Raw genomic sequence first — 26,689 nt, forward strand, 5'->3', positions numbered from 1 at the left:
CTGGCGAAAACAGGGGCTCCCTTTATTAATTAGAATATGCTAAATTAGATTTTACTTAATTAAATATGTCAAGCCATGACCCGCAACAGACATTCATGCAAGAGGGCGCGGCCCAGGCCGCGGCCTTGCTGCGCGCCGTCGGCAACGAGCACCGGCTGCTGGTGCTGTGCCTGCTGCTCGCCCACACAGAGATGACCGTGGGCGCGCTGCTTGCACAGGTGCCGCTGAGCCAGTCCGCGCTGTCGCAGCACCTGGCGCGCATGCGCGAAGAAGGGCTGGTGAGCTTTCGCCGCGAAGCCCAGACCCTGTACTACCGCATCGAGAACCCCAACGTGGCGCGCCTGATCGCCACGCTCAAAGACATCTTCTGCCCCTGAACCACCGAGGCCTGCCATGCCCCTGCAAACCCTCTCCCCCCAGAAAGTGCAAACCCTGCTCGAGCGCGGCGCCGCGACGCTCGTCGACATCCGCCAGCCCGACGAGCATGCGCGCGAGCACATCGCCCAGGCGCGCTGCATTCCGCTGGAGCAGCTGAGCGCCGCCGCGCTGGCGCTCAAAGACGCCAATGCGGTGATCGTCTTTCACTGCCGCTCGGGCCAGCGCACCCGCATGCATGCCGATGCGCTGTGCGCCTGCGCCGGCGGCGAGGCCTACGTGCTCGAAGGCGGCCTCGACGGCTGGAAGCAAGCCGGCCTGCCAGTGCTGCGCGATGCCTCGCGCCCACTGGAATTGCAGCGCCAGGTGCAGATTGCCGCCGGCAGCCTGGTGGCCGCCGGCACCGCGCTGGGAGCGGCGGTGTCGCCGTGGTTCTACCTGCTGCCGGGCTTTGTCGGCTGCGGGCTGGTCTTTGCCGGCCTGACCGGCTTTTGCGGCATGGCCCGCCTGCTGATGAAGATGCCTTGGAACCGCCGCGCGGCGGCGGCCTGATCCGGATCAACCACTCAGAGGAGAAACATCATGAAATCCAACGTCGGCGGCCTCGACCGCCTGCTGCGCATCGTCGCCGGGCTGGTGCTCATCGCACTGGCCGCCACCCATGTCCTCGGCTGGTGGGGATGGCTGGGCGTGATCCCGCTGCTCACCGGCATCGTACGCTTTTGCCCGCTGTATACGCTGCTGGGCATCCGCACCTGCAGCAGATAGGCCAGCCGCCTCACCGGCTGGGCTCAGGCGACAAACACCGTGCGCGCCTCGGTGAAGCGCTTGCTGAAATAGGGATTGTCCATGGCCACCGTCTTGACGATGCCGCCCGTCGACGGCGCATGCACGAACTGCCCGTTGCCGGCGTAGATGCCCATGTGCGAATAGCGCCCGCCCAGCGTGTTGAAGAACACGAAGTCGCCGCGCTGCAGCCGGCCGGGGTCGATGGGCGCGCTCACGGTCGCCCACTGCGCGGTGGTGCGCGGCAGCCGGCGCTCGGTGATGCCCCGCATCGCATACAGCACCAGCCCGCTGCAGTCGAAGCCGCCCTCGGGCGTGTTGCCGCCATAGGTGTAGGGCGTGTTCACCACCATCATCAGCCGCGCATACAGCGGCTCGCGCAGCTGGCTGTCGAGCCCCAGGCTCACGCCGGCGACGCCGGCGACGCTGGCGCCGCCGGAGCGCGCGGCCTGGGGCCGCGAGGCGCAGCCCGCCAGCAGCGCGCCCGCCGACAGCACAGCACCCAACAACCATTCGCGGCGCGAGGCCGTGCCGGCGCCGCTTTGGCCACCATCCTGGCCGCTCTTGGCGGCGTGCATCGCGTTCATCATGAAGCACATTATTCACAATCGTGGCTAATCCAGTGAATCTGAATGTGTTTTTCCCGGCACGGCGCCACTCCATGCGCGGGCCGATCAGCAGGCTTGCCCCACTAGGAAAAACCTATATGCACGATAGAATGGTTGTCTGCCGAATCATTTTTATAACCTCCTTCCACGAAAGCGAGGACGCCCCATGGTGCAACTCTCCAGACGCCGGTTCATGCAAGTGACCGGCTCCACGCTGGCGGGATCGAGCTTGGCGGTGATGGGCTTTTCGCCCGCCACCGCGCTTGCCGAAGTCCGCCAGTACAAGCTCGCCGCGACCACGGTCACGCGGCAAACCTGTACGTACTGCTCGGTCGGCTGCGGCATCCTGATGCATGCGCTCGGCGATGGCGGCAAGAACTCCCGCCAGGCAGCGATCCACGTCGAGGGCGACCCGGACCATCCGGTCAACCGCGGCACGCTGTGCCCCAAGGGCGCGGGCCTGCTGGACTTCATCAATAGCCCCAACCGCCTGCAGTACCCCGAGTACCGTGCCCCCGGCAGCAGCGAGTGGAAGCGCATCTCATGGGACGAGGCCTTCGAGCGCATCAGCGGCCTGATGAAGGCCGACCGCGACGCGAACTTCATCGAGAAGACCGAAGACGGCCTCACGGTGAACCGCTGGACTTCCACCGGCATGCTGGCCGCCTCGGCCTCCAGCAACGAGGCCGGCTATCTCACCGCCAAGGTCGCCCGCTCCTGGGGCCTGCTCGCATTCGACAACCAAGCCCGTGTCTGACACGGCCCGACGGTGGCAGGTCTTGCCCCGACGTTTGGCCGTGGAGCGATGACGAACCATTGGGTCGACATCAAGAATGCGGACGTTATCCTGATCATGGGCGGCAATGCCGCCGAAGCACACCCCTGCGGATTCAAGTGGGTGACCGAAGCGAAGGCGCACAACAAGGCGCACTTCATGGTGGTCGATCCGCGCTTCAACCGCTCGGCCTCGGTGGCGGACTTCTACGCGCCGATCCGTTCCGGCTCGGACATCGCCTTCCTGGGCGGGGTGATCAACTACCTTGTCAGCAACGACAAGATCCACCACGAGTATGTCCGCAACTACACGGACATGAGCTTCATCGTGCGCGCCGACTTTGCCTTCGACGACGGTATCTACTCCGGCTACGACGAGCAAAAGCGCAGCTACGACAAGAGCTCCTGGGACTATGAGCTGGGCGAGGACGGCTTCGTCAAGACCGACCCCTCGCTGCAGGACCCACGCTGCGTCTACCAGCTGCTCAAGGCCCACTACTCGCGCTACACGCCCGAGGTGGTCGAGCGCGTCTGCGGCACGCCCAAGGAGAAGTTCCTGCACGTGTGCGAGCAGTTCGCCAGCACCGCGGTGGCGGGCCGCGCGGCCACCATCATGTATGCGCTGGGCTGGACGCAGCACTCCATCGGCGCGCAGATCCTGCGCTGCGGCGCGATGGTGCAGCTGTTGTGCGGCAACATCGGCGTGGCCGGCGGCGGCATGAACGCGCTGCGCGGGCACTCCAACATCCAGGGCCTGACCGACCTGGGCCTGCTGTCGGCCAGCCTGCCGGGCTACCTCACGCTGCCCCGGCAGGCCGAGCAGGACTATGGCAAGTACATCGCCGCGCGCACCCAGAAGCCGCTGCGCCCGGGCCAGATGAGCTACTGGCAGAACTACCCCAAGTTCCACGTCAGCCTGATGAAGGCCTGGTGGGGCTCGGCCGCCACGGCCGAGAACAACTGGGCCTTCGACTACCTGCCCAAGCTCGACAAAGAGTACGACATGCTGCAGATCTTCGACCTGATGAACGCAGGCAAGGTCAACGGCTACCTGGCGCAGGGCTTCAACCCGCTGGCGGCGCTGTCGGACAAGAACCGCGTGCGCGCCGGCCTGGCCAAGCTCAAGTTCCTGGTCGTCATGGACCCGCTGGCCACCGAAACCTCGGAGTTCTGGAAGAACTACGGCGAGTTCAACGACATCAAGACCGAGGAGGTGCAGACCGAGGTCTTCCGCCTGCCCACCACCTGCTTCGCCGAGGAGGAAGGCGCGGTGGTCAGCTCGTCGCGCGTGCTGCAGTGGCACTGGAAGGCGGCCGAGCCGCCGGGCGAGGCCAAGACCGACGTGGAGATCATGTCCACGCTGTTCCTGCGCATGCGCGAGATGTACCGCAAGGACGGCGGCAAGTTCCCCGACCCCATGCTCAACCTTTGGTGGCCCTATGCCCAGGCCAGGCACCCCAGCTCCGAAGAGCTGGCCAAGGAGTACAACGGCCGCGCGCTGGCCGACCTGACCGATCCGGCCGACCCCTCCAAGGTGCTGCGCAAGGCGGGCGAGCAGGTCTCGGGCTTCGGCGAGCTGCGCGACGACGGCAGCACCATGAGCGGCTGCTGGATCTATGCCGGCGCCTGGACGCAGGCCGGCAACCAGATGGGGCGGCGCGACAACAGCGATCCCACCGGCATCGGCAACACGCTGAACTGGGCCTGGGCCTGGCCGGCCAACCGGCGCGTGCTGTACAACCGCGCCTCGGCCGACCTGCAGGGCAAGCCCTTCAACCCCAAGCGCGTGCTGGTGCGCTGGAACGGCTCGGCCTGGGGCGGCGCGGACGTGCCCGACTACGGTGCGGCCATCAAGCCCGAGGCCGGCACCGGTCCGTTCATCATGAACCCCGAGGGCGTGGCGCGCTTCTTCGCGCGCAAGGGCATGGCCGAAGGGCCGTTTCCCGAGCACTACGAGCCCTTCGACACGCCGCTGGGCTACAACCCGCTGCACCCGAAGAACCCCAAGGCCACGAGCAGCCCGGCGGCGCGCGTGTTCCCGCATGTCTGGGACAGCTTCGGCAAGGCGGCCGACTTCCCGCACGTGGGCACCACCTACCGCATCACCGAGCACTTCCACTACTGGACCAAGCATGCGCTGGTGAACGCGGTGACGCAGCCCGAGCAGTTCGTCGAGATCGGCGAGGCGCTGGCCAAGGAGATCGGCATTGCCGCGGGCGACCGCGTCAAGGTCAGCTCCAAGCGCGGCTACATCAAGGCGGTGGCGGTGGTCACCAAGCGCATCAAGCCGATGCAGATCGAGGGCAAGCCGGTGCACCACGTCGGCATCCCGATCCACTGGGGCTTCAAGGGGGTCACCAAACCGGGCTTCATCGCCAACACGCTGACGCCCTTCGTCGGCGACGGCAACACCAACACGCCCGAGTTCAAGACCTTCCTGGTCAAGGTCGAGAAGGCATAAGGAGGTATCGATGTCACTGCAATCCCTCGATATCAAGCGCCGCTCGGCCACCACCACGCCCTCGCCCAGCGCGCGTTCGCCGCACTCGGGCGAAGTGGCCAAGCTGATCGACGTCTCCAAGTGCATAGGCTGCAAGGCCTGCCAATCGGCCTGCATGGAGTGGAACGACATCCGCGACGAAGTCGGCAGCAACCACGGCGTGTACGACAACCCCAACGATCTGACCGAGAACTCGTGGACGGTGATGCGCTTCACCGAATACGAGAACGAGGAGTCGGGCAACCTGGAATGGCTGATCCGCAAGGACGGCTGCATGCACTGCGAAGACCCGGGCTGCCTCAAGGCCTGCCCGTCGCCCGGCGCCATCATCCAGTACAGCAACGGCATCGTCGACTTCCACCAGGAAAACTGCGTGGGCTGCGGCTATTGCGTCACCGGCTGCCCGTTCAACGTTCCGCGCATCTCCAAGAAGGACCACAAGGCCTACAAGTGCACGCTGTGCTCCGACCGCGTGGCCGTGGGCCAGGAGCCGGCCTGCGTCAAGACCTGCCCGACCGGCGCCATCATGTTCGGCACCAAGGAAGGCATGAAGACCCAGGCCGACACCCGCATCGCCGACCTCAAGGAGCGCGGCTTCGCCAAGGCTGGCCTGTACGACCCGCTGGGCGTGGGCGGCACGCACGTGATGTACGTGCTGCACCATGCGGACAAGCCCTCGCTCTACCACGGCCTGCCCGACGACCCCAGGATCAGCCCCATGGTCGGCCTGTGGAAGGGCGTGGCCAAGCCGCTGGCCATGGCCGCGCTGGGCGTGGCTGCGGTGGGCAGTTTCTTCCACTACATCACCAAGGGCCCGCAAGAGGTGCCCGAGGAGCTGGAAGAGGATGAGGCGCGCCGGGCGCTGGCCGAGTCCGGCACCGATCCGCGAAAGGAGACAGGCGTATGAACCGCAACCCCCGTGACATCGTGCGCTACCGGGCCTCGGAGCGCGCCAACCACTGGATCGTGGCGATCTGCTTCGTGCTGCTCGCGCTGTCCGGCCTGGCGTTCTTCCACCCGGCGTTCTTCCCGCTCACGCAGCTCTTCGGCGGCGGCCCGTGGACGCGCATCCTCCACCCCTACATCGGCGTGCTGATGGCACTGTGCTTCCTGGTGCTGGCGCTGCGCTTTGCCTGCGCCAACCTGGTGCGCGAGCGCGACATCCAATGGCTCAAGCAGGTGCCCAAGCTCGCCGCCGACACCAACCACCCCATGCCCGAGCAGGACAAGTACAACGGCGGCCAGAAGCTGCTGTTCTGGGGCCTGGTGATCGGCATGCTGGTGATCACCGTCACTGGCGTGCTGATGTGGCGCGCCTGGTGGAACCTGCCGGTAGGCGTGGTGCGCGCCGCGGCCCTGGTGCACGCGATTGCCGCCGTGTGGATGATCGGCCTGATCATCCTGCATGTCTATGCGGCCATCTGGACCAAGGGTACGATGCGCGCCATGGTGCGCGGCACCGTGACCCGCGCCTGGGCACGCCACCACCACCCGCTGTGGCTGCGCCGCGTGACCGGCGAGAAAGACTGATCCCCGCCATGGGCTGACCATGCCGGCAGCATCCGCCCGGATGCTGCCGCTTTCATTTCCGGACCCCTATGCAACGCATTCTCCAACCCGGCGACATCGAATCGCTGGACCGCACCAGCTTCCCCCACGCCGTGCTGCCACAGCCGCAGGCCGTGTTCCGCGACCGCGCCGCGCGCCTGCGCCAGCTGGCCGACGGCAACCCCATCGCCGACTACCTGCGCTTCGTGGCCCACCTCGTGGATGCGCAGCACAGCGCGGCGCAAACGCTGCGGCCGCCCGCGCCCGATGCGGCGGCGATCGCGCGCGCGCGGGAGTTCGGCATGCCGCTGCTGCCCGCCGCCGAGCAGCTAGCCCCCGCCTGGCAGCAGGTGCTCGGCACCATGCTGCAGGAGCTGTCGGGCGAGCATGGCCTGCCGGCCGCGCTGCAGCCGCTGATCGGCGAGCTGCAGGCCCTGGACGCGGCAGGCCGCGACGCCATCGCCCAGCGCCTGCTCGCCAAGGAGCTGGCGGCGCGCGACGTGGGCCTGGCGCCCTTCGTGATGGCGGCGCTGCAAGTGGTATTCGCGCTGCGCGCCAGCCAGCTCGACGCGGCCGACATCCCCTACGCCGATCCGGCCACCGTCTGCCCGGTCTGCGGCAGCGAACCGGTGGCCTCGGTGCTGCGCATCGGCGGCCAGGCCGCCGGGCACCGCTACCTGCACTGCGGCTGCTGCGCCACCGAATGGCACATGGTGCGCGTCAAGTGCTCGCACTGCGAATCCACCAAGGGCATCCGCTACCAGGCGGTGGAAGGCAGCAAGGACGTGGTGGTGGCCGAGACCTGCGACGAATGCGGCAGCTACCGCAAGCTGGTGAACCAGGAGAAAGACCCCTTCGCCGAACCGCTGGCCGACGACCTGGCCACGCTCACCCTCGACCTGCTGATGAGCGACACCGCGTTCCAGCGCGCCAGCGGCAACCCGCTGCTGTACGTGGCGGTGGCCGAACCCCAGTAGGCCAGGCGCGGCTCAGCGCGGCTTGGCAAACAGGATCGAGTCCACGCCATAAGCCGGCGCCGCCCCGGGCAAGGCGCTGGCCCGCAACACGCCGAGCGCCGCCTGCGAGGCTTCACTCACAGGCGCCTGCAGCGCGCTCATCAGCTTGGTGACCAGCTCGTTCGCATGGAATACCACAAGCGGGTCGCGCAGCTCGGGATGGCGTTCGCGCACATTGTGATCCACATCCGCCAGGACGTGGAACATCTCGCGCAGTCCCATCATGATGCGCAAGTGCAGGATGTCCGCCGGAGCCGCGAACGGCATGCGCCGCAGCAGCAGATAGCAGCGCATGATGCTGCGGCGATTGCGCCGGGGCACCACATCCCAGGTATCGAGCCGGGGCACGCGGTTGATCGCCGAGAGAAAGCGCACGTAGTAGTTGTCCTCGGCACCGCTCAGCATGGTTTCCGCCAGCGGCCACACCGCCAGGCGCAGAACCTCTTCGAGGCCGGGCGGCCTTGGGCCGCGCAGCAGCGCTTCGAGCATGAGGCTGCGCCGCCGCTCCACCATCGGCGCCCGGTAGTCGAAAATGGCGGCAATCACGCCTTCCAGGGAGCCGAAATGGTAGTGGATCGCCGAGAGATTGCGGGCCCCGGCCTCTGCGTTGATGCGGCGCATGGATACCTGGGCCACGCCCTCTTCCGCAATCAGCCGCTCCGCCGTCAGCAGCAGGCGCTCACGGGTTTTCATGGCCTTTTCCGGTTTCGCCGGCCCGGCATCCGGCTGGTCCGCTGCAGTACGCCGTCCCACTTCTCGTCCTCGCGCTTGAATCAACGCAGCGAGTGTATCCGGCGCCGAGGCCGGAAAAATTCAGTCCTTGCCTGCGCAATACCCGCCATCCACCACCAGATCGCTGCCGGTGATGAAGCTGGCCTCGTCGCTCAGCAGAAACACCGCGGCGGCCGCGATCTCGCTATCCCGCCCCAGCCGACCCATGGGGTGCAGCTTCAGCAAGGCCTGCCGCTTCCCGGGAGGCATCGCGGCCAGCAGCGGGGTATCGACAAAGCCCGGGCTGAGCGAGTTCACGCGCACCTGGAAAGGTGCGGCCTCCAGGGCCAGGGCGCGGCTCAGGTTGAGCACGCCGCCCTTGGCGGCGCAATAGGCCGAGGCTCCCGGCCGCCCCGACGATCCGAGCACCGAGGCGCAGTTCACGATGCTGCCGTGCCGCTGCGCGCACATCAGCCGCAGGGCCGCCCTGGCAACGCGGAACACACCATGCAGGTTCACGTCGAGCACGCGCAGATAGTCTTCGTCGCGCAGATCGACTGCCGGGCCGGCCAAGGCGATGCCGGCATTGTTGAATACGCAGTGCACCGCCTCCCCGCCAGAGGCCAGCGCGGCAAAGAGCGCATCGACGCTGCCGGACGAGCCGACATCGGTCGCAATGAAGCGGGCCTGGCTCAAGCAGGCGTGTGCGGCCTGCGCGGCCGCAAAAGTGCCGGCACTCGCAGCGAGATCGGCGATCACGACATGGGCGCCCTCCTCGGTGCAGCGGCGGGCGGTGGCCAGCCCGATGCCGCTGGCCCCTCCGGTGATGACGACGTTCTTGTTGACCATGCGCATGAAAAATCCTCCGTTGCAAGACAGGCGCCACCGCCTAGGCATTCAGGGCAAAGCGCAGCCACAGGCCGGCCTGGCGCAATGCCTGCATTGCCGGCGGGACCTGGTCGGTCCAATGCAGGAACGCATGGTTGAGGCTGGGATAGCGCACCAGCGTGGTTGCCACGCCGGCGGCGGCCAGCGCGCCCGCATAGGCTTCGCCTTCATCGCGAAGAATGTCGTATCCGGCGGTCACGATATGCGCCGGCGGCAGGCCGTGCAGCCCCGGAGCCCGGATCGGCGAGGCGTAGGGATGCGACCAATGCTCCTGGCTGGGCAGATACTGGTCGCGAAACCAGAGCATGGTCTGCGCCGTCAATCCGCAGCCCTTGCCATGGTCCGACCACGACTGCCAGGCCACGCCGCAGCCCGCGCAGTCGACGACCGGGTAGAACAGCAGTTGCGCCCGCAGCGCAGGGCCCGCCTGGTCACGGGTGCGCAACGCGGTGACGGTGGCAAGATTGCCGCCGGCGCTGTCACCGGCAACCGCCAGCCGCGTCGGGTCGGCGCCGAAGGAGCGGGCCTCGCAAGCCACCCAGCGCAGCGCCGCCATCGCATCGTCCACCGCCGCGGGAAACGGGTTTTCCGGCGCCAGGCGGTAGTCCACCGAGACGATGCAGCTGCCGCTGATCTCGCACAACCGGCGGCAGATGCCGTCATGGGTCTGCAGGCCCATCAGCACGAAGCCACCGCCGTGGAAGTACAGGCTCACGGGGCATGGCCCTGGGGCATCGGGCAGGTAGATCCGGGCCGCCAGCGCTCCTGCGGGGCCGGGGATCGCTACCTCCAGCACCTGGCGCACATGCGCCGCCGCAGCCATGGCGCCGAAGCGCTCTGCCACCAGTGCGCGCGCCGCCTGCGGCGCCAAGCTGTGCAGCGCAGGCTGGGTTTCAGCCAGCCGCGCCAGCTGCATGAGCCATGGCTCCAGCGCTGCCGCCTTGGACTGTCCCCGGCTCATCGCACAGCCTCGCCGGCCAGGTCCCGGCAGGCGCGCGCCCTGCCCGCAAAGACCAGTGCCCCGTCGTCCAAGCTGGCGGCGGGCAGCTCCTCGCTGTCGCGCCAGTAGTCCTGCGTGTGCTGCCACGGCGATTGGCAGCCCTGGCGCGGCATGCGGTCCATCACGCGCATCAGGTAGCCCGGATTGAAACTGGACGGCTCGACCCAGGGCAGCAGTTGCATGCCGGCATCCTCGGGGCGCAGCCCGGGCGTGACCTGCGCCACCTGCCGCCGCTCCATAAGAGCCAGCAAACGGCAGAAGAAATCGCCCAGCAGGTCCACCCGCAGCGTCCAGCTCGCACGGAAGTAGCCGAAGACCCAGAGCAGATTGGGCACGCCGGTGAACATCGCGCCGCGGTACATCACCGTCTGGGCAAAGTCGACAGGCCGACCGTCGACGCTGAATGCGATCCCGCCCATGACCGCCAGCTCGAGGCCGGTGGCGGCCACCACGATGTCGGCCTGCAGCAGCTCGCCCGACTTCACGCGGATGCCATCGCGCTCGAAGCGCTCGATCTCGTCCGTGACGACGCCAGCCGCACCCGAGCGCAGGGCCTTGAACAGATCGCCATCCGGCACGAAGGCGATCCGCTGGCGCCAGGGCAGGTAGCGCGGAGTGAAGTGCTGGTCCACCATGTCCTGCGAGCCCAGGTGTTCGAGCACGCCTGCCAGCAGCCGCTCGCGCAGGGCCTCGGGCTGGGAGAATGCCGCCTCCACCACCTCTTGCTGCTCCTTGAGCAGCTTGCGGCGCACGATCTCATGCACCCATGCTTCGGGCACGGACAGGCCACGCAGCATATCGGCCAGCTCGTCGGCATTGCGCCCGGTCTTGAAATAGGTGGGCGAGCGCTGCAGCATCGTCACATGCGCGCAGCGTCCGGCGATCGCCGGGATGATGGTGGCCGCGGTGGCGCCGGAGCCGATCAGCACCACGCGCTTGCCGCCGAGGTCCAGGTCCTCAGGCCATTGCTGCGGATGGATCAGCTGGCCCCGGTAGTCCGCCATGCCGGGCCACTCGGGGATATGGCCCTTGTCATGGTGGTAGTAGCCCTGCCCCATCCACAGGAACCGGGCCTGGAGGGTGAAGGGCTGCTGGGTGTCGGTGCGCACGCCTTTCACGGTCCAGCAGGCATCCCGCGTGGACCAGGAGGCGCCCAGCACCCTGTGCCGGTAGCGGATATGCTGCTCCAGGCCGTTTTCCTGGACGACCTCGCCCAGGTATTTGAGGATTTCCTCCGCGGTGGCGATCGGCGCCCCGACCCAGGGCTTGAAACGATAGCCAAAGGTGTAGAGCTCGCTGTCCGAGCGGATGCCGGGATAGCGGTGCGTCCACCAGGTGCCACCAAAACTGTCCTGCTCGTCGAGTATGGCGAAGCTGTGTTGGGGCGATTGATGGCGCAGGTGGTAGGCGCCGCCGATACCGGAGATGCCGGCGCCGATGAAGAGCACATCGAGGCACTCTGCGGCAGGATGGGCGTGAACCTGGGAGGAAGAAGGCATGGGCGCTCCTGGAAAGAATGGCGGGTTCGGGAGAACTACAGGTCGAACACGATGACGGAGCGGGTCGCCTCGCCGCGGCGCAGCGCCTCGAAGCCCTCGTTGATCTGCTCCAGCGCAATCCGGCGCGAGATCAGCTCGTCGATCTTCAGCCGGCCCTGCAGATAGAGATCGACCAGCGCCGGAATGTCTTCGGGGGGCCGCACCGAGCCCAGCATGGAGCCGCGCAGCTGCTTTTCCTGCAGCAGGTCCATGCCGGCGACGCTGACCTTGGCGCCGGGCCCAAAGATCCCCAGGATGGTGGCCACCCCGGCCGGCTTCAGCATGGCCCAGCACTGCTCGACGGTGGCCGGCAGGCCTATGCACTCGAACGCATAGTCCACGCCGCCGCCGGTCAGCTGCCGCACCTGCTCCACCACATCGCCGCTAGAGGCGTCGATGGTGTCGGTGGCGCCGAACCGCCGCGCCTGCTCCAGCTTGTGCGGCAGCCGGTCGATCGCGATGACCCGCGCCGCGCCGGCAATCTGCGCCCCATTGATCGCCGCCAGCCCGATGCCGCCGCAGCCGATGACGGCCACGCTGGCACCCGGGCGCACCTGCGCGGTGCGGAACACCGCGCCGGCCCCGGTCGTCAAGGCGCAGCCCAGCAAGGCGGCGCGGTCCAGTGGCATCTCCTTGGAGATACGCACCAGGGTGCTGCGGTGCACCAGCATCTTCTCGGCAAAACCCGACAGGTTGTAGACCTGGCTGACGGCAGCGGCGCCCGCGCGCAAACGCCGCGCCTGCCCCGGCGGCTGCTTGACGCTGGTGTCCTGGCACAGCACCAGGCGGCCCGCGATACAGTGCGGACAATGGCCGCAAAACGCCGCCAGCGTGCCCACCACATGGTCGCCCGGCTGCAGATCGCGCACGCCGCTGCCAACCGCCTCGACCACGCCCGACACCTCGTGGCCAAGCACGGCCGGCAAGGGCAGGTTGGGCCGGATGCCCTCCTGCATGTGGATGTCGCTGTGGCAGATGCCCACGGCGGCGGTGCGCACCAGCACCTCGCCCGGTCCCGGCGCTGCCAGTTCGATGTCGCGGATGACGAAGGGCTGGTTGAATTTCTCCAGAACTGCGGCTTTCATAGGGTGACTCCTTTTTCAAATCAAGTACGAATCAGGCGGTAGGCATCGGCGATCCAAGCCTTGTCGCCCTGGATCTGGCGGCGGAACTTCTCAGGGTCGTCCTCCACATCCACCGACTGCCCCGTGCCTTCGAAACGCTCCCGCACCTCGGGCAGCTGGGCCACGCGCCCCAACATCTTGGACAGGCGCTGCACGGTCTCGGGCGGCGTACCCGCGCGGGCCACGTAGCCGCCCCAGTACCGCAGCGGATCAACCTGGATGCCGGCTTCCTGCAGGGTGGGCACTTCGGGAAAATCGGCCCAGCGCTGGGCATCGAACACCGCCAGCGCCTTCACCCGCTTCGACGGCGCATACATCTTGGCGAACAGGGCTGGCGCCATGTAGCAGTCGACCGCGCCACCGACCAGGTCCTTGAGCGCATCGGGCCCGGTCTTGTAGGGCACGGCCGTAGCCACGACCCCGGCGGCCCGGGTGATCTGCGCCATCTTCAGGTGCTCCAGGCCGGCATCGCCCAAGGTCACATAGTTCAGCTTGCCGGGGTTGGCGCGGGCAAAGTCGAACATCTCGCGCAAGGAGCGGAAAGGCGAACCTCCGCGCACCAGCAGCACGATGCGCGAAGTGCCGACCCGGGTCAGGGGCGCGGTGCTCTTGTCCAGGTCGAACAGGCGCTGCGTCACCTCGGTGGCCACGTAGCCGCTGTAGATGTACAGCAGCGTATTTCCATCGGCCGGCTGCGCCGCCAAGGCCTCCAGCGAAATCACCGACTGGCCGCCGGGCTTGTTCTCGACCATCACCGGCAGCTTCAATTCAGCCTCGATGCCTGGCGCCATCGCCCGCACGATCACATCCGCAGCGCCGCCCGCCGCAGTCCCGACGATGATGCGCAGCGGCTTCTTGCCACCGCCCAGCTGCGCCAGCGACGGCAGCGCAATGCCTGCCGCCGTTGCCGCGGCCGTGCGCAGCGCGGCACGGCGCGCGATCCATGTGGATTGCATGTTGTCTCCTTGGTGTTGAGATGCCTGGCACCAGTCCTGCCGCCATTGCAAAGCCAGGCCTTGAGACAAATTAAATCAAGTGATTTAATTTTTGTCCAGACAGGGAATGCCACCCAGCCACCCTCGTTTATCCGGATAGCGTTTATCCGGATGCGGCGACTCTGCGGCAAGGGCTATGGATTGGATGCCGGCGCAGGAAAGCCGCCGCCCGGCAAGCAGGGCTGGCATGCTCCCGGCCGGTTGCCGGGGGGCCCGGGTGTCCGGGGTGGTTCCGCGCCGGGATCAGTCGATGGGCTTGAAGCCGGTCTTCTCGACGAGCATCTTCCAGCGCGCGGACGGTGCGGCCAGGTCGGCGGCCAGCAGCCTTGCGGGCTTGAAGCCGGGCAGGTACTCGGCGCGCAGCAGGGTGTCGCGCACCGCTGGGTCCTGCAGGGCCGCCTCCATCAGCTCTTGCAGATGCAGCGCCGCCTGCCCGGGCGTGCCCTTGCGGGCGACGATCGCCAGATATTCCTCGAACACCATGTCGGCATATCCCAGCTCGGCAAGCGTGGGCACATCCGGAGAAAACCGGGAGCGCGCGGCGGTGCTCACCGCCAGGAGCTTGAGCCGTCCGGCCTTGGCCAGCTCGACGAAGTTGCTGGACAGATTCACCGCCGCATCCACCTCGCCCGCAAGCGCGGCCTGGGTGAGCTGGGGGCCGCCGCGGTAGACGATGGGTTCGAGCTGCAGTTTCTCCGCCCGCGCCAGCAGACTGCCGACGAAGTCGGGCGAGGTACCGAGCCCGGGCACGCCAAGGGTTGCCCGCTTGTTCGATCTTGCCCAGGCCACGAACTCCTGCAGGTTGGAGTATGGCGCCTCGGCACGCGTGACTATCGACAGGTGGTACTGGCAGAGCCTGCAAACCGGCTCGAAATCGGCAGGGCTATAGGACAGCTTCTTGTAGATATGCGGATAGGCGGTGAGCATCGATGCCGGCGTGAGCACGAAGTTCGAGCCATCCGCCGCCGCATTGCGCAGCCAGTCGAGCGCGATCCGGCCGCCGGCTCCGGTGCGGTTGTCGACCAGTATCGGCTGTTCAAGATCGCGGCGCGCGCGCTCGGCCAGCGCACGGGCCACCAGGTCCGGCCCGCCGCCGGGCGGAAAGCCGACCACCAACGCCAGCGGCCTGCCCGGCTGCGCATGCGTGCTGCCGGCACCCGCCAGGGCAGCGGCCACGGCTCCCAGATGCACCAAAAAATCGCGTCTCGACGACATGCTTGCCTCCTGGTTGAAAATGGAATGGCCGCTCAGGGCTCGACGATGTTGAACAGCAGCTCGAACGTATCCAGCCCGGCGAAGAACTCGGCCAACGCAGCCGCACCGCCAGTGACACGCAGCGCACCGCGCTCGATGGCCTGCCTGAAGCCGACTCCTGGCTGCAAAGCCTGGAGCAGGCCCGCCCTGGTGGCATGCAGCACCGCATCGGCGGCCGGGCCGTGCGAGCCCGGGCGGTGGCTCAAGGCCCCGTTGCTCAACGTCAGCTTGTGGCAGCTGTTCTCATCGCTCATCCGCCAGTCGAACCGCAGGACCTGGCCCGCGACCCGCTCCCCGACGACGCGGATGGCGAGGAAATCGAAGAACAGCGGCATCGGCAACTGGGCTGCGACGCTGGCAATGATCCCGTTGCTGTCCTGGGTGGGCGGCCGCACGCCTTCGCGCAGCTCGCGCGCGCCGAGCAGGTAGGCATTGCGCCAGGTGGCCGACTCGGCCTGGTAGCCCAGTTGCTCGAATGCGTCGGCGCACAGCTGCCGGGCGGCCTGGTTGGCTGGATCGGCAAAGACCGCCTGGTTCATGATCTGCGCCACCCAGCGGAATTCTCCGCGCTCGAAATCGGCACGCGCCTGGGCAACAGCCTTGTCGATGCCGCCGATGTAGTCCATGTATTTGGCAGCGGCATCGCCGGGCGCAAGCGGATTCAGGTGAACCGGATTGCCGTCGTACGGCCCCATGTAGAACGCATAGATCGCCTGCACGTTGTGCACCACGGCGCCGTAGTAGCCGCGGGTATTCCAGCGCCGCGCGAGCTCGCCGGGCATCATCAGCCGCTCGGAGATCTCCCGGGGCGTAAGCCCATGGCTCATCAGCCGCAGCGTCTGGTCGTGCAGGTAGCGGTAGAGATCGCGCTGCTCGCCCAGGTAGGCCAGCACCTTGCCGGTGCCCCAGGTAGGCCAGTGGTGCTGCGCCAGGCAGACATCGGCCTGGCCGGCATACAGCTCCACGCTTTCATCCAGGTAGCTGGCCCATGCCAGCGCATCGCGCACCTTGGCGCCGCGGATGGGACACAGGTTGTGCATCGTGTGGCAGGCGTTCTCCGCCATGTTCAGCGCCCGCATCGCGGGGAAGTAGAAGTTCATCTCGGCCGGCGCCTCGGTTCCCGGCGTCATCTGGAACACCACTTCCACGCCATCGATCAGCATGCGCTCGCCGGTCTTCGCGATCAGCCGCGTCGGCGGGATGAGCCCCGACGTGCCCTTGCCCACGCCCTTGCCGAGGCCGCTGTCGACATGCGACTTCGGACCGGGCTCCAGGTAGGTGCCGAACTGGTACTCCGCGCGCCGGCGGGACGGAATGCCCGCCAGCAGCGACTCCGACATGACCTCCTCCATGAAGCCGTGCGGCGCAATCACCTGCACGCGGCCGGCGGCCACGTCCTCCTCGCTGACCACGCCCTTGACCCCGCCATAGTGGTCCCGGTGGCTGTGGCTGTACATCACCGCCACCACCTTGCGCGGGCCCAGGTGCTTCTCGTACAGCGCCAGCGCGGCGCGGGCAGGCTCCTCGAAGGTCAGCGGATCGATGACGATCAGGCCGGTGTCGCCTTCGATGAAGGTGATGTTCGCCAGGTCGAATCCCCGCACCTGGTAGATGCGCTCGCACACCTTGAACAGTCCATGTATCCGGTTGAGCTGCGACATGCGCCACAGGCTCGGATTGACGGTGAACGGCCCGTCCCGCTCTTCGAGGAATGCGTACTCCTTCTGGCTCCAGACGACCTGGCCAGCCACGTTGCGGATGGTGGCGTCCTCGATGGTGCCGATGAAGCCCCTGCGGGCGTCCTCGAAATCGCTGCCGTCCGAGAAATCGAGCGTTGGCTTCAAACGCTGGTGCAAGGTGACGGTCTGCGCATGGGCATGCTTGCGCTGCGTGGACTGCGGGGGATGTCCGGCTTCCATGATCTCGTTGCTCTGCATCTTGCCTCCGTGGATTGCGGCGCCCGGGTGCCGCGACGGGCCAGATATTAAGACATATGACTTATTAAAGTCAAACAATCGACTTAAATAAGCTTTTGACAATACAATGGCCGGACCTTCACCTCCGATGCAGCGGCGATGCCTCCACCCACCCTCTCCAGTGTTCCCACGGCCAAGCGCACGGCACGCGGCAGCGCGCCGGCGGGCACGGAAGGCATCGAGGCCTTGCTGGAGACCGCCCAGCGCCTGTTCGCCGAACGCGGCATAGACGCTGTCTCCATGCGCGAGATCGCGCGTGAGGCCGGGCACCGCAACAACTCGGCGCTGCAGTACCACTTCGGCACCAAGGAGGCGCTGCTGCAAGCCATCCTGGATGCGGGCATGCAGGAGGTCAATCTGCTGCGCAACGACTATGTCGACCGGCTGTTCACGACCGGCCGGCATACCGAGCTGCGCGCGCTGGTCGAAGCGCTGGTGTGGCCGCTGGCCACCCGGCTGCTGACCAAGAAGCGCAATACCTACAACCGCTTCCTCGCGGCCGCGCAGATCCACCCCGACAGCGACCTGCGGGCCAGCAGCAGCGAAACGGACCGGGGCTTTCGGCGCATCTACGAACTCGTCGAGCTGGCCTTGCCGCAGGTGCCGGCGCCGGTTCTGCAGCAGCGCTGGCTGGCCGGCATCAGCTTCATGCTGTTCGCGCTGGGCGACTACGAGCGCATGAGCGCCCGGCGCAGCAAGGCGGAGCGCAGCTTCGACATCCACCGCGCCATCGAGAACCTGATCGACATGCTCACCGGAGCCCTGGCGGCGCCGGTTTCGGCCGAGGTGATGCAGCGCACCGCAGCGGCAGCGCAGGCGTAGGCCTGGCCGCTCAATACTCCGCGTGCAAGCGCAGCGAATACACGCGCACCGGCCCGCGGTCCGCGTTGTAGGCCGGGTTGCGCACCTGCTGCGCATCCAGCCCCAGCCACAGGCCCTTGAGCATGCGCAGGTTGTAGTAGATCTCGTTCACCCATTCCGGGCGGTAGTTCAGCCGCCCGTCGCCGATGAAGCCGCCGAGGCCGCCCTGCGCCAGGTATTCGCGGTGCGATGAGGACAGTGTGTTGCGCACCGCCAGCAGGCCCAGCGTGTCACCCTCACGGCCCCAGGCCGCGCCCTTGACGGCCACGCCCAGCTGCGCGCTGCGGTCCACCTCCTCGAAGGAATAGGTTTCGGTGCGGCCGTCGCCCCAGCTGTAGCGTGCGAAGGCGCCGAGGTTCTCGGCCAGCGCCTGGTCCAGGTGCAGGCCGTAGCCCCATTTGGACTGGGGCCGGCGCACATCCGCCAGCGCCGGGGTACCGCCATGGGCTCGGGCGTAGTCGAGCGCATCCTGAAAACTGCCCATGTTCTCGCGGTTGCGCCACAGCAGCATGCGCACCGCGCCAGGCTTGCCGTCCCACTCGTGGTTGTGCACCACCTCCAGCTGATCGCCATGGAACTTGAAGATGCGGTAGTTCAGCGCCTGTCCGTTGGACTCGCGCGGGCCGGCGAAGCGGCCGATGCGCAGCTCCCAATCGTCCTGGAAGTACTCCAGCGCCGCGCCCCAGGTGTAGCCCTGCGCATCGGCCGCATAGTCGTAGGCGCCCTGCGCCAGCGAGGACCAGGTCATGAACTGGCTGCGCGCATCGTGGCTGTAGGGATTGGCGTCGAAGATATCGACCACCGACATCTTGCCCGCGCTCAGCACCACGCGGTTCTTGCTGCGCATGCCCGCCAGCTGGTTCGGCGCCGACTCCACTGCTTCCTGCTCACCTTCCAGGCCCCAGGTCTTGCGCAGGAAGGCGCGCGGTATATAGCCCTTGGGATTGGCGCCGGCCACCTTCTGCATCTCGCCATTGGTCGGACTGCCCAGGCCGTTCAGATGCGACAGCGGCACGCCCTGGATTACCTCGGGGTTGAGGTAGAACTCCAGCCCCGGCGCCGCCCGCACGCCCAGGTAAGCCGTGCCGGAGAAGGAGTAGGATTTCTCGCGCCCGGGCACCAGGCTGCGCGGGCCGCTGTAGAGCGCGCCGAAGGCCGGCTTGCGCTGCCAGATATAGCTGGCCTGCAGGTGCGCCTCCACGCGGCCGGGCTGGTCCTGGCCGGCATCGCCGTCCTGCGCGCGAGTGGTACCCGCGCAGGCAAGCATGGCCAAGGCCAGCAGAGGCAGCAGAGGGCGGTTCATTCTTTTTCTCCTGGTATCGGCCGCCACGCTAGGTAAAAACCCGGATACGCTGCCGCTCGCGATTATCGGTGCTCTTGATGACAAATGCATGACTGAATCGTGACCAAAGCTGAGCCCACCCGGTATCCGGCATGGCGCACGCCGCATCTGCCGTACCATCACGGCACCGGATACCGCCAGACTTTTTTGCACCGCCGATGAATCCCGCCTTCCAGCCCCCTTCCATCGACCGCCTGCTGCAGAGCCCGGACGCAGCGCCGCTGCAGGCCCAGCATGGCCGCTCGGCCTGCACCGCCGCGCTGCGCGCGGTGGTGGCCGAGCTGCGCGAGCATTGGCGCAACGGAACGCCGCTGCCGGCCTGGGCCGGCAGCGACGCAGGCATACTCGCCCATGCCGCCGCCCGGCTGGCCCGGCGCAGCGCCCCGCGGCTGGTGCCGGTGTTCAACCTCACCGGCACGGTGCTGCACACCAACCTGGGGCGCGCGCTGCTGCCCGCGGCCGCGGTAGAGGCCACCGTGCAGGCCCTGAGCGCGCCCGCCAACCTCGAATACGACTTGGCCAGCGGCGGCCGCGGCGACCGCGACGACCTGGTGCACGAGCTGCTGTGCGAGCTGACCGGCGCCGAGGCCGCCACCGTGGTCAACAACAATGCGGCGGCGGTGCTGCTGGCGCTGGCCACGCTCGCGCCGGGCAAGGAAGTGATCGTCTCGCGCGGCGAGCTGGTGGAGATCGGCGGCGCCTTCCGCATCCCCGACGTGATGGCCCATGCCGGCGCGCGCCTGGTCGAGGTGGGCACCACCAACCGTACCCATGCGCGCGACTACGAAAACGCCATCACCGACGCCACCGCGCTGCTGATGAAGGTGCACTGCAGCAACTACGCCATCACCGGCTTCACCAAGAGCGTGCCGGATGCCGAGGCCGCGCAGCTCGCCCACGCGCGCGGCCTGCCGCTGATGGTGGACCTGGGCAGCGGCACGCTGGCCGACCTGCGCCAATGGGGCCTGCCGCACGAGACCACGGTGCAGGAAACCCTGGCCGCCGGCGCCGACCTGGTGAGCTTCAGCGGCGACAAGCTGCTGGGCGGCCCGCAGGCCGGCCTGATCGTCGGCCGCAAGGACTTGATCGCGCGCATCAAGCGCCACCCGCTCAAGCGCGCGCTGCGCGTGGGCAAGCTCACGCTGGCCGCGCTTGAGGCCACGCTGCGCCTGTACCTCCATCCCGAGACGCTGGCCCGGCAGCTGACCACGCTGCGCCTGTTCACCCGCCCGCAGGCCGACATGCGCGCCCAGGCGCTGCAATTGCAGCCGGCGCTGCAGCAGGCACTGGGCATGGCCTACCGCGTCGAGGCCGCCGACATGCTGAGCCAGATCGGCAGCGGCGCGCTGCCGGTCGAGACCCTGCCCAGCCACGGCTTGCGGATCACCCCCGCAGACCGCAGGCGCGAAGGGCAGCTGCTGCAGCAGCTGGAGGCCAGGCTGCGCCAGCTGCCCCGGCCGGTGATCGGCCGCATCCAGGGCGGCGCGCTGTGGCTGGACCTGCGCTGCCTGGAAGCCGCCGAACAGCCGGCATTCGAGCAGCAGATCGGGCTGCTTGCCAGCGCCTGAGCGGCAGGCATCAATGGCACATATTTCCATGGCAATCGCATGATCATCGGTACCGCCGGCCATATCGACCATGGCAAGACCACGCTGGTGCGCGCGCTGACCGGCGTGGACACCGACCGGCTCCAGCAGGAGAAGGAGCGCGGCATCTCCATCGAGCTGGGCTATGCCTATGTGCCCCTGCCGGATGGGCAGGTGCTGGGCTTCATCGACGTGCCTGGCCACGAGAAATTCGTGCACACCATGGCCGCCGGCGCGGCCGGCATCGACCATGCGCTGCTGGTGGTGGCGGCGGACGACGGCGTGATGCCGCAAACCCGCGAGCACCTGGCCATCGTGCAGCTGCTCGGCGTGCGTGAAGCCAGCATCGCCCTCACCAAGGCCGACCGCGTGGACGGCGCCCGGCTGCAGCAGGCGGAGCGCGAAGTGCGCGCCCTGCTCGCCGGCACGCCGCTGGCCGGCGCGCCGCTGTTTCGCACCGCGGCGGCGCAGGCTGGCGACGCGGGCACCGCCGCGCTGCAGGCGCACCTGTGGCAGCGGGCCGCGCTGGCCGCGCAGCGCCAAGCGCGCGGGCTGTTCCGGCTGGCGGTGGACCGCGTCTTCACCCTGCCCGGCCAGGGCACCATCGTCACCGGCACCGTGTTCGCCGGCGAGCTGGCCGTGGAAGGCAGTGCGCAGCACAGCGCCAGCGGCCAGCCGGTGCGCGTGCGCGGCATCCATGCGCAGAACCGGGCCAGCGGCAGCGCCAGTGCCGGGCAGCGCTGCGCGCTCAAGCTGCAGGGCATCGCCAAGGATGCCATCGCCCGCGGCGACTGGATCGCCGATCCGCGCGCGCTGCAGGCCAGCCAGCGCATCGACGTGCAATGGCAGTCGCTGCCGGACGCTCCCGCCATCGAGCCCTGGGCCTCGGTGCACGTACATGCGGCCACCGCCCACTGCACGGCCCATGTGGTGCCGCTGCAAGCGGGCGGCATCGCCCCCGGCGGCCAGGCGCGCACGCAGCTGGTGCTCGATGCGCCGCTGTTCCTGCTGCCCGGCGACCGCTTCATCGTGCGCAATGCCCAGGCCAGCCAGACCATTGCCGGCGGCCGTGTGCTCGACCCCGAGGCGCCCGCCCGCAAGCGCAGAAGCCCCGAGCGCATGGCCTGGCTCGATGCCTTGCAGCAGCTGGTGGACGGCGGCGATGCCGAGGCGCTCGTCGCCCAGGCCCCCTACGGCATGGAGCGCAGCCGCCTGCAGCGGCTGTGCGGCAGGGAGCTGGCGCAACAGGCGCTGCCGGCCGCCACGCGCAGCCTGCCGCTGCCCGGCGGCGATGCGCTGCTGCTGCACGACTCCCGCTGGCGGCACTGGCAGGCGCAGCTGCTGGCCACGCTGCAGCAGTTTCACGAACACTGCCCGGACGAGCCCGGCGTCAACTCCGCGCGGCTGCGCCGCATGGCCTGCCCTGCGATGCAGCAGGAGCCGCTGTGGCGCGCGCTGCTGGCCGAGCTGGCCGAGCGCGGCGCCATCGCCGCACGCGGCGCCTGGCTGCACCTGCCCAGCCACCGCCTGCAGTTGAGCGGCGCCGAACAGGCCCTGGCCGAGCGGCTGCAGCCCGCGATCACCGCCGGCCGCTACGATCCGCCCTGGGTGCGCGAGCTGGCCCGCGACCACCAGCTGGGCGAAGAGCCGGTGCGCCAGCTGTGCGCCAAGCTGGCGCGCCAGGGCGCGCTGCACCAGGTGGTCAAGGATTTGTTCTACGCCAGCAGCCGCATGGACGAGCTGGCCGCGCTGCTCGCGCGCCTGGCCGCCGAGGCGCGGCAGGCCGGCGGCCCGGGCGAGGTGCCGGCAGCAGCCTTTCGCGACGCCACCGGCCTGGGCCGCAAGCGCGCGATCCAGCTGCTCGAATACTTCGACCGCGTGGGCTACACCCGCCGCATCCGCGACGCCCACCTGATCCGGCCCGACGCGCACTGGGGCAGCCAGGGCTGAATACACTGGCTACAATCGCCGCTTCATGCGTTGGAAGGCAATCGCACCCGGTGGTGCGGCCGGGCTTCAAACCCGGTGGGGGGCGTCAGCCGCTCCCGGGTAGGTTCGACTCCTGCTGCTTTCCGCCACCCGACCTCAAGGCGCCGGCACGATGATGGCCACGCGCCGGTTCTCCGCGGGATTGCCCGGCTCCACCGGCTGCGAGCGGCCCAGCCCCCGGATCTCCAGCCGGTCGCGAGCCATGCCGGCCTCCACCAGCCAATGCGCCACGGCCTGGGCGCGGCGCAGCGACAGCCGCAGGTTGTAGGCATCGCTGCCGCGGTCGTCGGTATAGCCCTCGATGCGCAGCCGCTCGATGCCGGCCGCAGACAGCGCCCGCCCCAGCTCCACGATGCGCGCCTGCGCACTGGCGCCGAGCTCGGCCGAGTCGAACTCGAACAGCAGCTTGCCCGGCATCTGCAGCTCCCAGCCCTGCTCGGACTGCACGAAGCCCTGGCTGCGCAGTACCTGCTGCTGCGCCGTGGGCCCATCCTGCCGCTGCAGCGGCGCCGCCGGCTGGCAGCCCGCCATGGCCAGCGCCAGCAGGCCCGTCCAAAGCCATTTCGCCGTGGGCCGGGAACACCGCGCCCCATCTCGATCTTGTTGCACCTGCTGCCTCTCGCTGTCAACTGGTTTCGCACGCATCGCGCCGCCGCGCCTTGTCTTCGTACATCGCGCGGTCGGCATGGGCGAGCAAGGCCGCCATGTCCGCCCCGTGCTCCGGGTAGACCGCCATGCCCACGCTGACCGCAGGATAGAGCCTGGCCGCATTCCCAATCAAAAGCGGTGGCTTCATGGCCTGCAGTATCTTGTCGATGACCAGCTGCACATCGCCCGCGCCGCGCACCGGGTGCAGCAGCACCGCGAATTCGTCGCCGCCCAGGCGGGCCACCAGATCGGTCTCGCGCACCTGCTGGCGCAGCCGCTCGGCCAGCGCCTTGAGCAAGGTGTCGCCGGCCGCATGGCCCAGGCGGTCGTTGACCTCCTTGAAGCGGTCCGCATCCATGAACAGCACCGCCAGCTTCTGCTGCAGCTCCATCGCGTCGTCCAGCGCGCGCAGCAGCCGCTGCTCGAAATGCGCCCGGTTGGCCAGGCCGGTGAGGCTGTCGCTCATGGCCTGCTGGGTGAGCAGCGAATTCTGCTGCTGCAGCCGCAGGTGGCGCAGCTGCAGCTCGGCCATCAGCGCATTGAAGTCATCGCCCAGCGCCCGCAGCTCGGCAATGCGCGCCGGCCGCACGCGCTGCTCCATCGAGCGCTCGTGGCGTACCGCGCGGGCCACCCGCGCCAGCTCCTGCAGCGGCTCGGCGATATCGGCCAGCATGCGGCGCGACAGGCGCAGCCCCACATAGCCGCTGATGCCCTGGCACAGCAGCAGCACCACCAGCCCGGTGCCCAGAAAGCGCACCAGGCCCGCGCCGTCGCTGCGCAGCTGCACATGGCCGATCAGCTTGCTGCCCTGGCGGATTTCGGCCTCGGCCTCGGGCAGCCCCAGGGCCGCCGCCAGGGCCTCGCCCATCCGCGCCATGGCGGCCGGCGCCGCTGGCCGCCACTGCGCAAAAACCCGCCCGTCGGCCTGCACGATCCGCGCCTGCGCCACGTCTTCGCCAGCCACCATCTCGCCAAGCACGCTGGCGGCTTCCGCCTGGTCGGCGAACACCAGCGAGGCTTCCACCGTATAGGCCACCGAGCGTGCCATCAGCTGCAGGTTGTTGGCCAGGTACAGGCGCAGCGCCACCAGCCCCACCAGCAGCAGCAGCGCGCCGGCCAGCGTGATCGCCACCCAGGCCATGCGCAGGTGGGCGCGGCGGATCACCGCGCGCAGCGATGCATTGCGTGGCATGGGCGTCATGGCTCGCTGCCCTGGCGCGCCAGCTGCAGCACCCGCGGATTGACCCGCACCCCGCTGCGCGCGACCGAGTCGAGGTTGACCTCGAAGCCGATGGCGCCCCGCGCAGGCTTGAGGCAGAACATGGCGCCGATGCGGCACAGCGCGCCATGCTCGCTGATGGTGAGCGTGGGATGGCCGTCCAGCCTGCGCATCAGCTGGCGCCAGGCGCTCTCCGCCAGCCGGCCGGCGTAGATGGCGTCGCACTCGACCTGCGTGCCGGCCTGCTGCGCATCGGCCCGGCGCACCTCCAGCGGGCGGCTGCCCACCACCAGGCCCTTGCCATCGAGCAGGCCGCGCGCATACTCGGCCTCGCCCACCACGCACAGGCGCAGCACCGGGCCTTCCTGCGGCCAGCGGGTATAGCCCAGGATGCCGAGCACCGTGCGGGACACGCCCTCCTCCAGCGTGCTCGCCGAGATCTCGGCCCGCGCTGCAGGCGCCGCGGCCAGCAGCCCGCACAAGAGCGGCAACGCCCAGCACCAGCCCCGCCGCGGCCCGGCCCATGCCCTCTCCCGTTCGTGATATGCCCTTGCCAACTTGCCGGCTCCTTGAAGCGGCGCGGCCACCGCCAACGCCTCGCAGGCGCCCATTTTGGAGCATTTTTCCCCGCCCGGCATGCGGCGGCCGGCAGCGCCGATCCGCGCTGATAATAGACAGTTGCGCCACCGCCACCATTCACTCATCCCCTTGCCGGGCCAGATTGCATGACTCCTGACACCACCACCGCTCCCCATCCCCGCCTCACCTCGCTGTCGCACGGCGGCGGCTGCGGCTGCAAGATCGCGCCCGGCGTGCTGGCCGAGCTGATGAGCAAGAGCGCCCTGCCCAAGCAGCTCTTTCCCCAACTGCTGGTGGGCACCGAAACCGCGGACGACGCCGCCGTCTACCAGATCAACGACGAGCAGGCCATCGTCGCGACGACGGACTTTTTCATGCCCATCGTCGACGACCCGTTCGACTTCGGCCGCATCGCCGCGACCAATGCACTGTCCGATATCTACGCCATGGGCGGCACGCCGCTGATGGCGCTGGCCATCGTGGGCATGCCCATCAACACGCTGCCGCACGATGTCATCGCCAAGATCCTGCAAGGCGGCGAGTCGGTGTGCCGCGACGCCGGCATTCCGCTGGCGGGCGGCCACTCCATCGACTCGGTCGAGCCCATCTACGGCCTGGTGGGCATAGGCCTGGTGCATCCGCGGCTGATGAAGCGCAACGCCAGCGCGCAGGCGGGCGACCTGCTGATCCTGGGCAAGCCGCTGGGCGTGGGCGTGCTCTCGGCTGCGCTGAAGAAGGAGCAGCTCGACGCGGCCGGCTATGCCGCGATGATCGAGAACACCACCCAGCTCAACCGCCCCGGCCCCGCGCTGGCGCGCATCGACGGCGTGCACGCGCTGACCGACGTGACCGGCTTCGGCCTGCTCGGCCATACGCTGGAGCTGGCGCGCGGCGCGGGCCTTGCGGCGCAGATCGACAGCCGCCACCTGCCGCTCTTGCCCGGCGTGCGCGCGCTGGCCGAGCAGGGTATGGTGACCGGCGCCTCGGGCCGCAACTGGGCCGCCTATGGCGGCGATGTCGAGCTGCCCGCCGAGCTGCCCCCGGCCATGCGCCACCTGCTGACCGACCCGCAGACCTCGGGCGGCCTGCTGGTGGCCTGCGCGCCCGAGGCCGCGCCCGCGGTGCTGGCGGTGTTCCGCGAACAGGGCTTCGCCGCTGCGGCCGTGGTCGGCGAGATGCGCGCCGGCGCGGCGCGCGTGGTGGTTGGCTGAGGCATCACTGCCCTCAATGAAAAACGCCTGCATCCGCAGTAATGCCGTTCACTTAAGCCAGTGAACGACATGAACCCCTCGGGAGACCCAGCGTAGCGGGCAAGCGTGGAGCCTTGTTTTGAGGCCAGAGGCCGGGTCTCGCCCCGGCGGGCGAGGTACTT

The 26,689-nt window shown here is 68.6% G+C and carries 24 protein-coding genes and 1 tRNA gene; 12 read left to right on the plus strand and 13 right to left on the minus strand.

Features of this window, described 5'->3' with window-relative positions:
• The first annotated feature begins 95 nt into the window (after window positions 1–95).
• From ACODRX_RS20205 to ACODRX_RS20215, 3 genes are read left to right on the plus strand one after another with little or no spacing between them, the layout of a single operon-like run.
• Window positions 96–377: an ArsR/SmtB family transcription factor gene (locus tag ACODRX_RS20205; RefSeq protein WP_488873331.1), complete on the plus strand. Its 282-nt coding sequence runs from the start codon at window positions 96–98 to the stop codon at window positions 375–377.
• A 16-nt stretch (window positions 378–393) separates the two neighbouring features.
• Entirely contained in the window at window positions 394–927 is a 534-nt protein-coding gene (locus ACODRX_RS20210) for a rhodanese family protein (protein ID WP_488873332.1), read from the plus strand.
• Between the two features lie 30 nt (window positions 928–957).
• On the plus strand, window positions 958–1,143 hold the full coding sequence (locus ACODRX_RS20215; protein WP_488873333.1) for a YgaP family membrane protein: 186 nt from the start codon (window positions 958–960) through the stop codon (window positions 1,141–1,143).
• Between the two features lie 23 nt (window positions 1,144–1,166).
• Here ACODRX_RS20215 and ACODRX_RS20220 read toward each other — a convergent pair whose 3' ends face one another.
• Window positions 1,167–1,751 (minus strand): C40 family peptidase, encoded by a 585-nt coding sequence (locus tag ACODRX_RS20220; protein WP_488873334.1) that lies wholly within the window; start codon window positions 1,749–1,751, stop codon window positions 1,167–1,169.
• Between the two features lie 184 nt (window positions 1,752–1,935).
• On the opposite strand from ACODRX_RS20220, the gene fdnG reads away from it, so the two are divergent.
• The 4 genes from fdnG to fdhE all read left to right on the plus strand — a co-directional run bounded on the left by fdnG (window position 1,936) and on the right by fdhE (window position 7,568).
• Window positions 1,936–5,004: a formate dehydrogenase-N subunit alpha gene (gene fdnG / locus ACODRX_RS20225; RefSeq protein ID WP_488873335.1), complete on the plus strand. Its 3,069-nt coding sequence runs from the start codon at window positions 1,936–1,938 to the stop codon at window positions 5,002–5,004.
• A 10-nt stretch (window positions 5,005–5,014) separates the two neighbouring features.
• On the plus strand, window positions 5,015–5,950 hold the full coding sequence (fdxH, locus tag ACODRX_RS20230) for a formate dehydrogenase subunit beta (protein WP_488873336.1): 936 nt from the start codon (window positions 5,015–5,017) through the stop codon (window positions 5,948–5,950).
• Entirely contained in the window at window positions 5,947–6,573 is a 627-nt protein-coding gene (locus ACODRX_RS20235) for a formate dehydrogenase subunit gamma (RefSeq protein WP_488873337.1), read from the plus strand. Before fdxH ends, ACODRX_RS20235 begins: the two co-directional genes overlap by 4 nt.
• Window positions 6,574–6,641: 68 nt before the next feature.
• On the plus strand, window positions 6,642–7,568 hold the full coding sequence (gene fdhE / locus ACODRX_RS20240; RefSeq protein ID WP_488873338.1) for a formate dehydrogenase accessory protein FdhE: 927 nt from the start codon (window positions 6,642–6,644) through the stop codon (window positions 7,566–7,568).
• 12 nt (window positions 7,569–7,580) lie between these two features.
• Here the strand turns inward: fdhE and ACODRX_RS20245 are convergent, their stop codons facing one another.
• The 8 genes from ACODRX_RS20245 to ACODRX_RS20280 all read right to left on the minus strand — a co-directional run bounded on the left by ACODRX_RS20245 (window position 7,581) and on the right by ACODRX_RS20280 (window position 17,036).
• Window positions 7,581–8,300: a TetR/AcrR family transcriptional regulator gene (locus ACODRX_RS20245; RefSeq protein WP_488873339.1), complete on the minus strand. Its 720-nt coding sequence runs from the start codon at window positions 8,298–8,300 to the stop codon at window positions 7,581–7,583.
• A gap of 120 nt (window positions 8,301–8,420) precedes the next feature.
• The gene (locus ACODRX_RS20250; RefSeq protein WP_488873340.1) at window positions 8,421–9,173 is read right to left on the minus strand and encodes an SDR family NAD(P)-dependent oxidoreductase; all 753 of its coding nucleotides are present in this window, start codon (window positions 9,171–9,173) and stop codon (window positions 8,421–8,423) included.
• 34 nt (window positions 9,174–9,207) lie between these two features.
• Window positions 9,208–10,167 carry an alpha/beta hydrolase gene (locus tag ACODRX_RS20255; RefSeq protein WP_488873341.1) on the minus strand — a complete coding sequence of 320 codons (960 nt, stop codon included), beginning with the start codon at window positions 10,165–10,167 and terminating at the stop codon, window positions 9,208–9,210.
• On the minus strand, window positions 10,164–11,705 hold the full coding sequence (locus ACODRX_RS20260; RefSeq protein WP_488873342.1) for a flavin-containing monooxygenase: 1,542 nt from the start codon (window positions 11,703–11,705) through the stop codon (window positions 10,164–10,166). The genes ACODRX_RS20255 and ACODRX_RS20260 overlap by 4 nt, the downstream gene beginning before the upstream one ends.
• Window positions 11,706–11,740: 35 nt before the next feature.
• On the minus strand, window positions 11,741–12,829 hold the full coding sequence (locus ACODRX_RS20265) for a Zn-dependent alcohol dehydrogenase (RefSeq protein ID WP_488873343.1): 1,089 nt from the start codon (window positions 12,827–12,829) through the stop codon (window positions 11,741–11,743).
• Between the two features lie 20 nt (window positions 12,830–12,849).
• The gene (locus ACODRX_RS20270) at window positions 12,850–13,824 is read right to left on the minus strand and encodes a tripartite tricarboxylate transporter substrate binding protein (RefSeq protein WP_488873344.1); all 975 of its coding nucleotides are present in this window, start codon (window positions 13,822–13,824) and stop codon (window positions 12,850–12,852) included.
• A 282-nt stretch (window positions 13,825–14,106) separates the two neighbouring features.
• Window positions 14,107–15,078, minus strand: coding sequence for a tripartite tricarboxylate transporter substrate-binding protein (locus ACODRX_RS20275; RefSeq protein WP_488873345.1), 972 nt, complete (start codon window positions 15,076–15,078; stop codon window positions 14,107–14,109).
• 32 nt (window positions 15,079–15,110) lie between these two features.
• Window positions 15,111–17,036, minus strand: coding sequence for an alkyl/aryl-sulfatase (locus ACODRX_RS20280; RefSeq protein WP_488873346.1), 1,926 nt, complete (start codon window positions 17,034–17,036; stop codon window positions 15,111–15,113).
• Window positions 17,037–17,192: 156 nt separating this feature from the next.
• Here ACODRX_RS20280 and ACODRX_RS20285 point away from each other — a divergent pair, with 156 nt between their 5' ends.
• Window positions 17,193–17,915 carry a TetR/AcrR family transcriptional regulator gene (locus ACODRX_RS20285; RefSeq protein WP_488873347.1) on the plus strand — a complete coding sequence of 241 codons (723 nt, stop codon included), beginning with the start codon at window positions 17,193–17,195 and terminating at the stop codon, window positions 17,913–17,915.
• Window positions 17,916–17,925: 10 nt separating this feature from the next.
• Here ACODRX_RS20285 and ACODRX_RS20290 read toward each other — a convergent pair whose 3' ends face one another.
• Window positions 17,926–19,257, minus strand: a complete 1,332-nt coding sequence (locus ACODRX_RS20290; RefSeq protein ID WP_488873348.1) for a carbohydrate porin — start codon at window positions 19,255–19,257, stop codon at window positions 17,926–17,928.
• 197 nt (window positions 19,258–19,454) lie between these two features.
• Between ACODRX_RS20290 and selA the strand changes: the two genes are divergently transcribed.
• The 3 genes from selA to ACODRX_RS20305 all read left to right on the plus strand — a co-directional run bounded on the left by selA (window position 19,455) and on the right by ACODRX_RS20305 (window position 22,960).
• A complete protein-coding gene (selA, locus tag ACODRX_RS20295; RefSeq protein ID WP_488873349.1) occupies window positions 19,455–20,864 on the plus strand; it encodes an L-seryl-tRNA(Sec) selenium transferase in 1,410 nt (469 codons plus the stop codon).
• A gap of 39 nt (window positions 20,865–20,903) precedes the next feature.
• The gene (gene selB / locus ACODRX_RS20300) at window positions 20,904–22,832 is read left to right on the plus strand and encodes a selenocysteine-specific translation elongation factor (protein WP_488873350.1); all 1,929 of its coding nucleotides are present in this window, start codon (window positions 20,904–20,906) and stop codon (window positions 22,830–22,832) included.
• A 32-nt stretch (window positions 22,833–22,864) separates the two neighbouring features.
• Window positions 22,865–22,960: transfer RNA gene (locus tag ACODRX_RS20305), tRNA-Sec, on the plus strand.
• Between the two features lie 7 nt (window positions 22,961–22,967).
• Here ACODRX_RS20305 and yfiB read toward each other — a convergent pair.
• Genes yfiB through yfiR form a run of 3 tightly spaced genes read right to left on the minus strand, consistent with a single transcriptional unit; the run spans window position 22,968 to window position 25,229 of the window.
• Window positions 22,968–23,516: an outer membrane lipoprotein YfiB gene (gene yfiB, locus ACODRX_RS20310; RefSeq protein ID WP_488873351.1), complete on the minus strand. Its 549-nt coding sequence runs from the start codon at window positions 23,514–23,516 to the stop codon at window positions 22,968–22,970.
• Entirely contained in the window at window positions 23,497–24,720 is a 1,224-nt protein-coding gene (gene dgcN, locus ACODRX_RS20315; RefSeq protein WP_488873352.1) for a diguanylate cyclase DgcN/YfiN, read from the minus strand. Before dgcN ends, yfiB begins: the two co-directional genes overlap by 20 nt.
• Window positions 24,717–25,229 (minus strand): regulatory sequestration protein YfiR, encoded by a 513-nt coding sequence (yfiR, locus tag ACODRX_RS20320; RefSeq protein ID WP_488873353.1) that lies wholly within the window; start codon window positions 25,227–25,229, stop codon window positions 24,717–24,719. The genes dgcN and yfiR overlap by 4 nt, the downstream gene beginning before the upstream one ends.
• Window positions 25,230–25,463: 234 nt before the next feature.
• Between yfiR and selD the strand changes: the two genes are divergently transcribed.
• The gene (gene selD / locus ACODRX_RS20325; RefSeq protein ID WP_488873354.1) at window positions 25,464–26,528 is read left to right on the plus strand and encodes a selenide, water dikinase SelD; all 1,065 of its coding nucleotides are present in this window, start codon (window positions 25,464–25,466) and stop codon (window positions 26,526–26,528) included.
• The last annotated feature ends 161 nt before the right edge of the window (window positions 26,529–26,689 follow it).

The sequence above is a fragment of the Comamonas sp. FG99 genome, assembly GCF_057808605.1.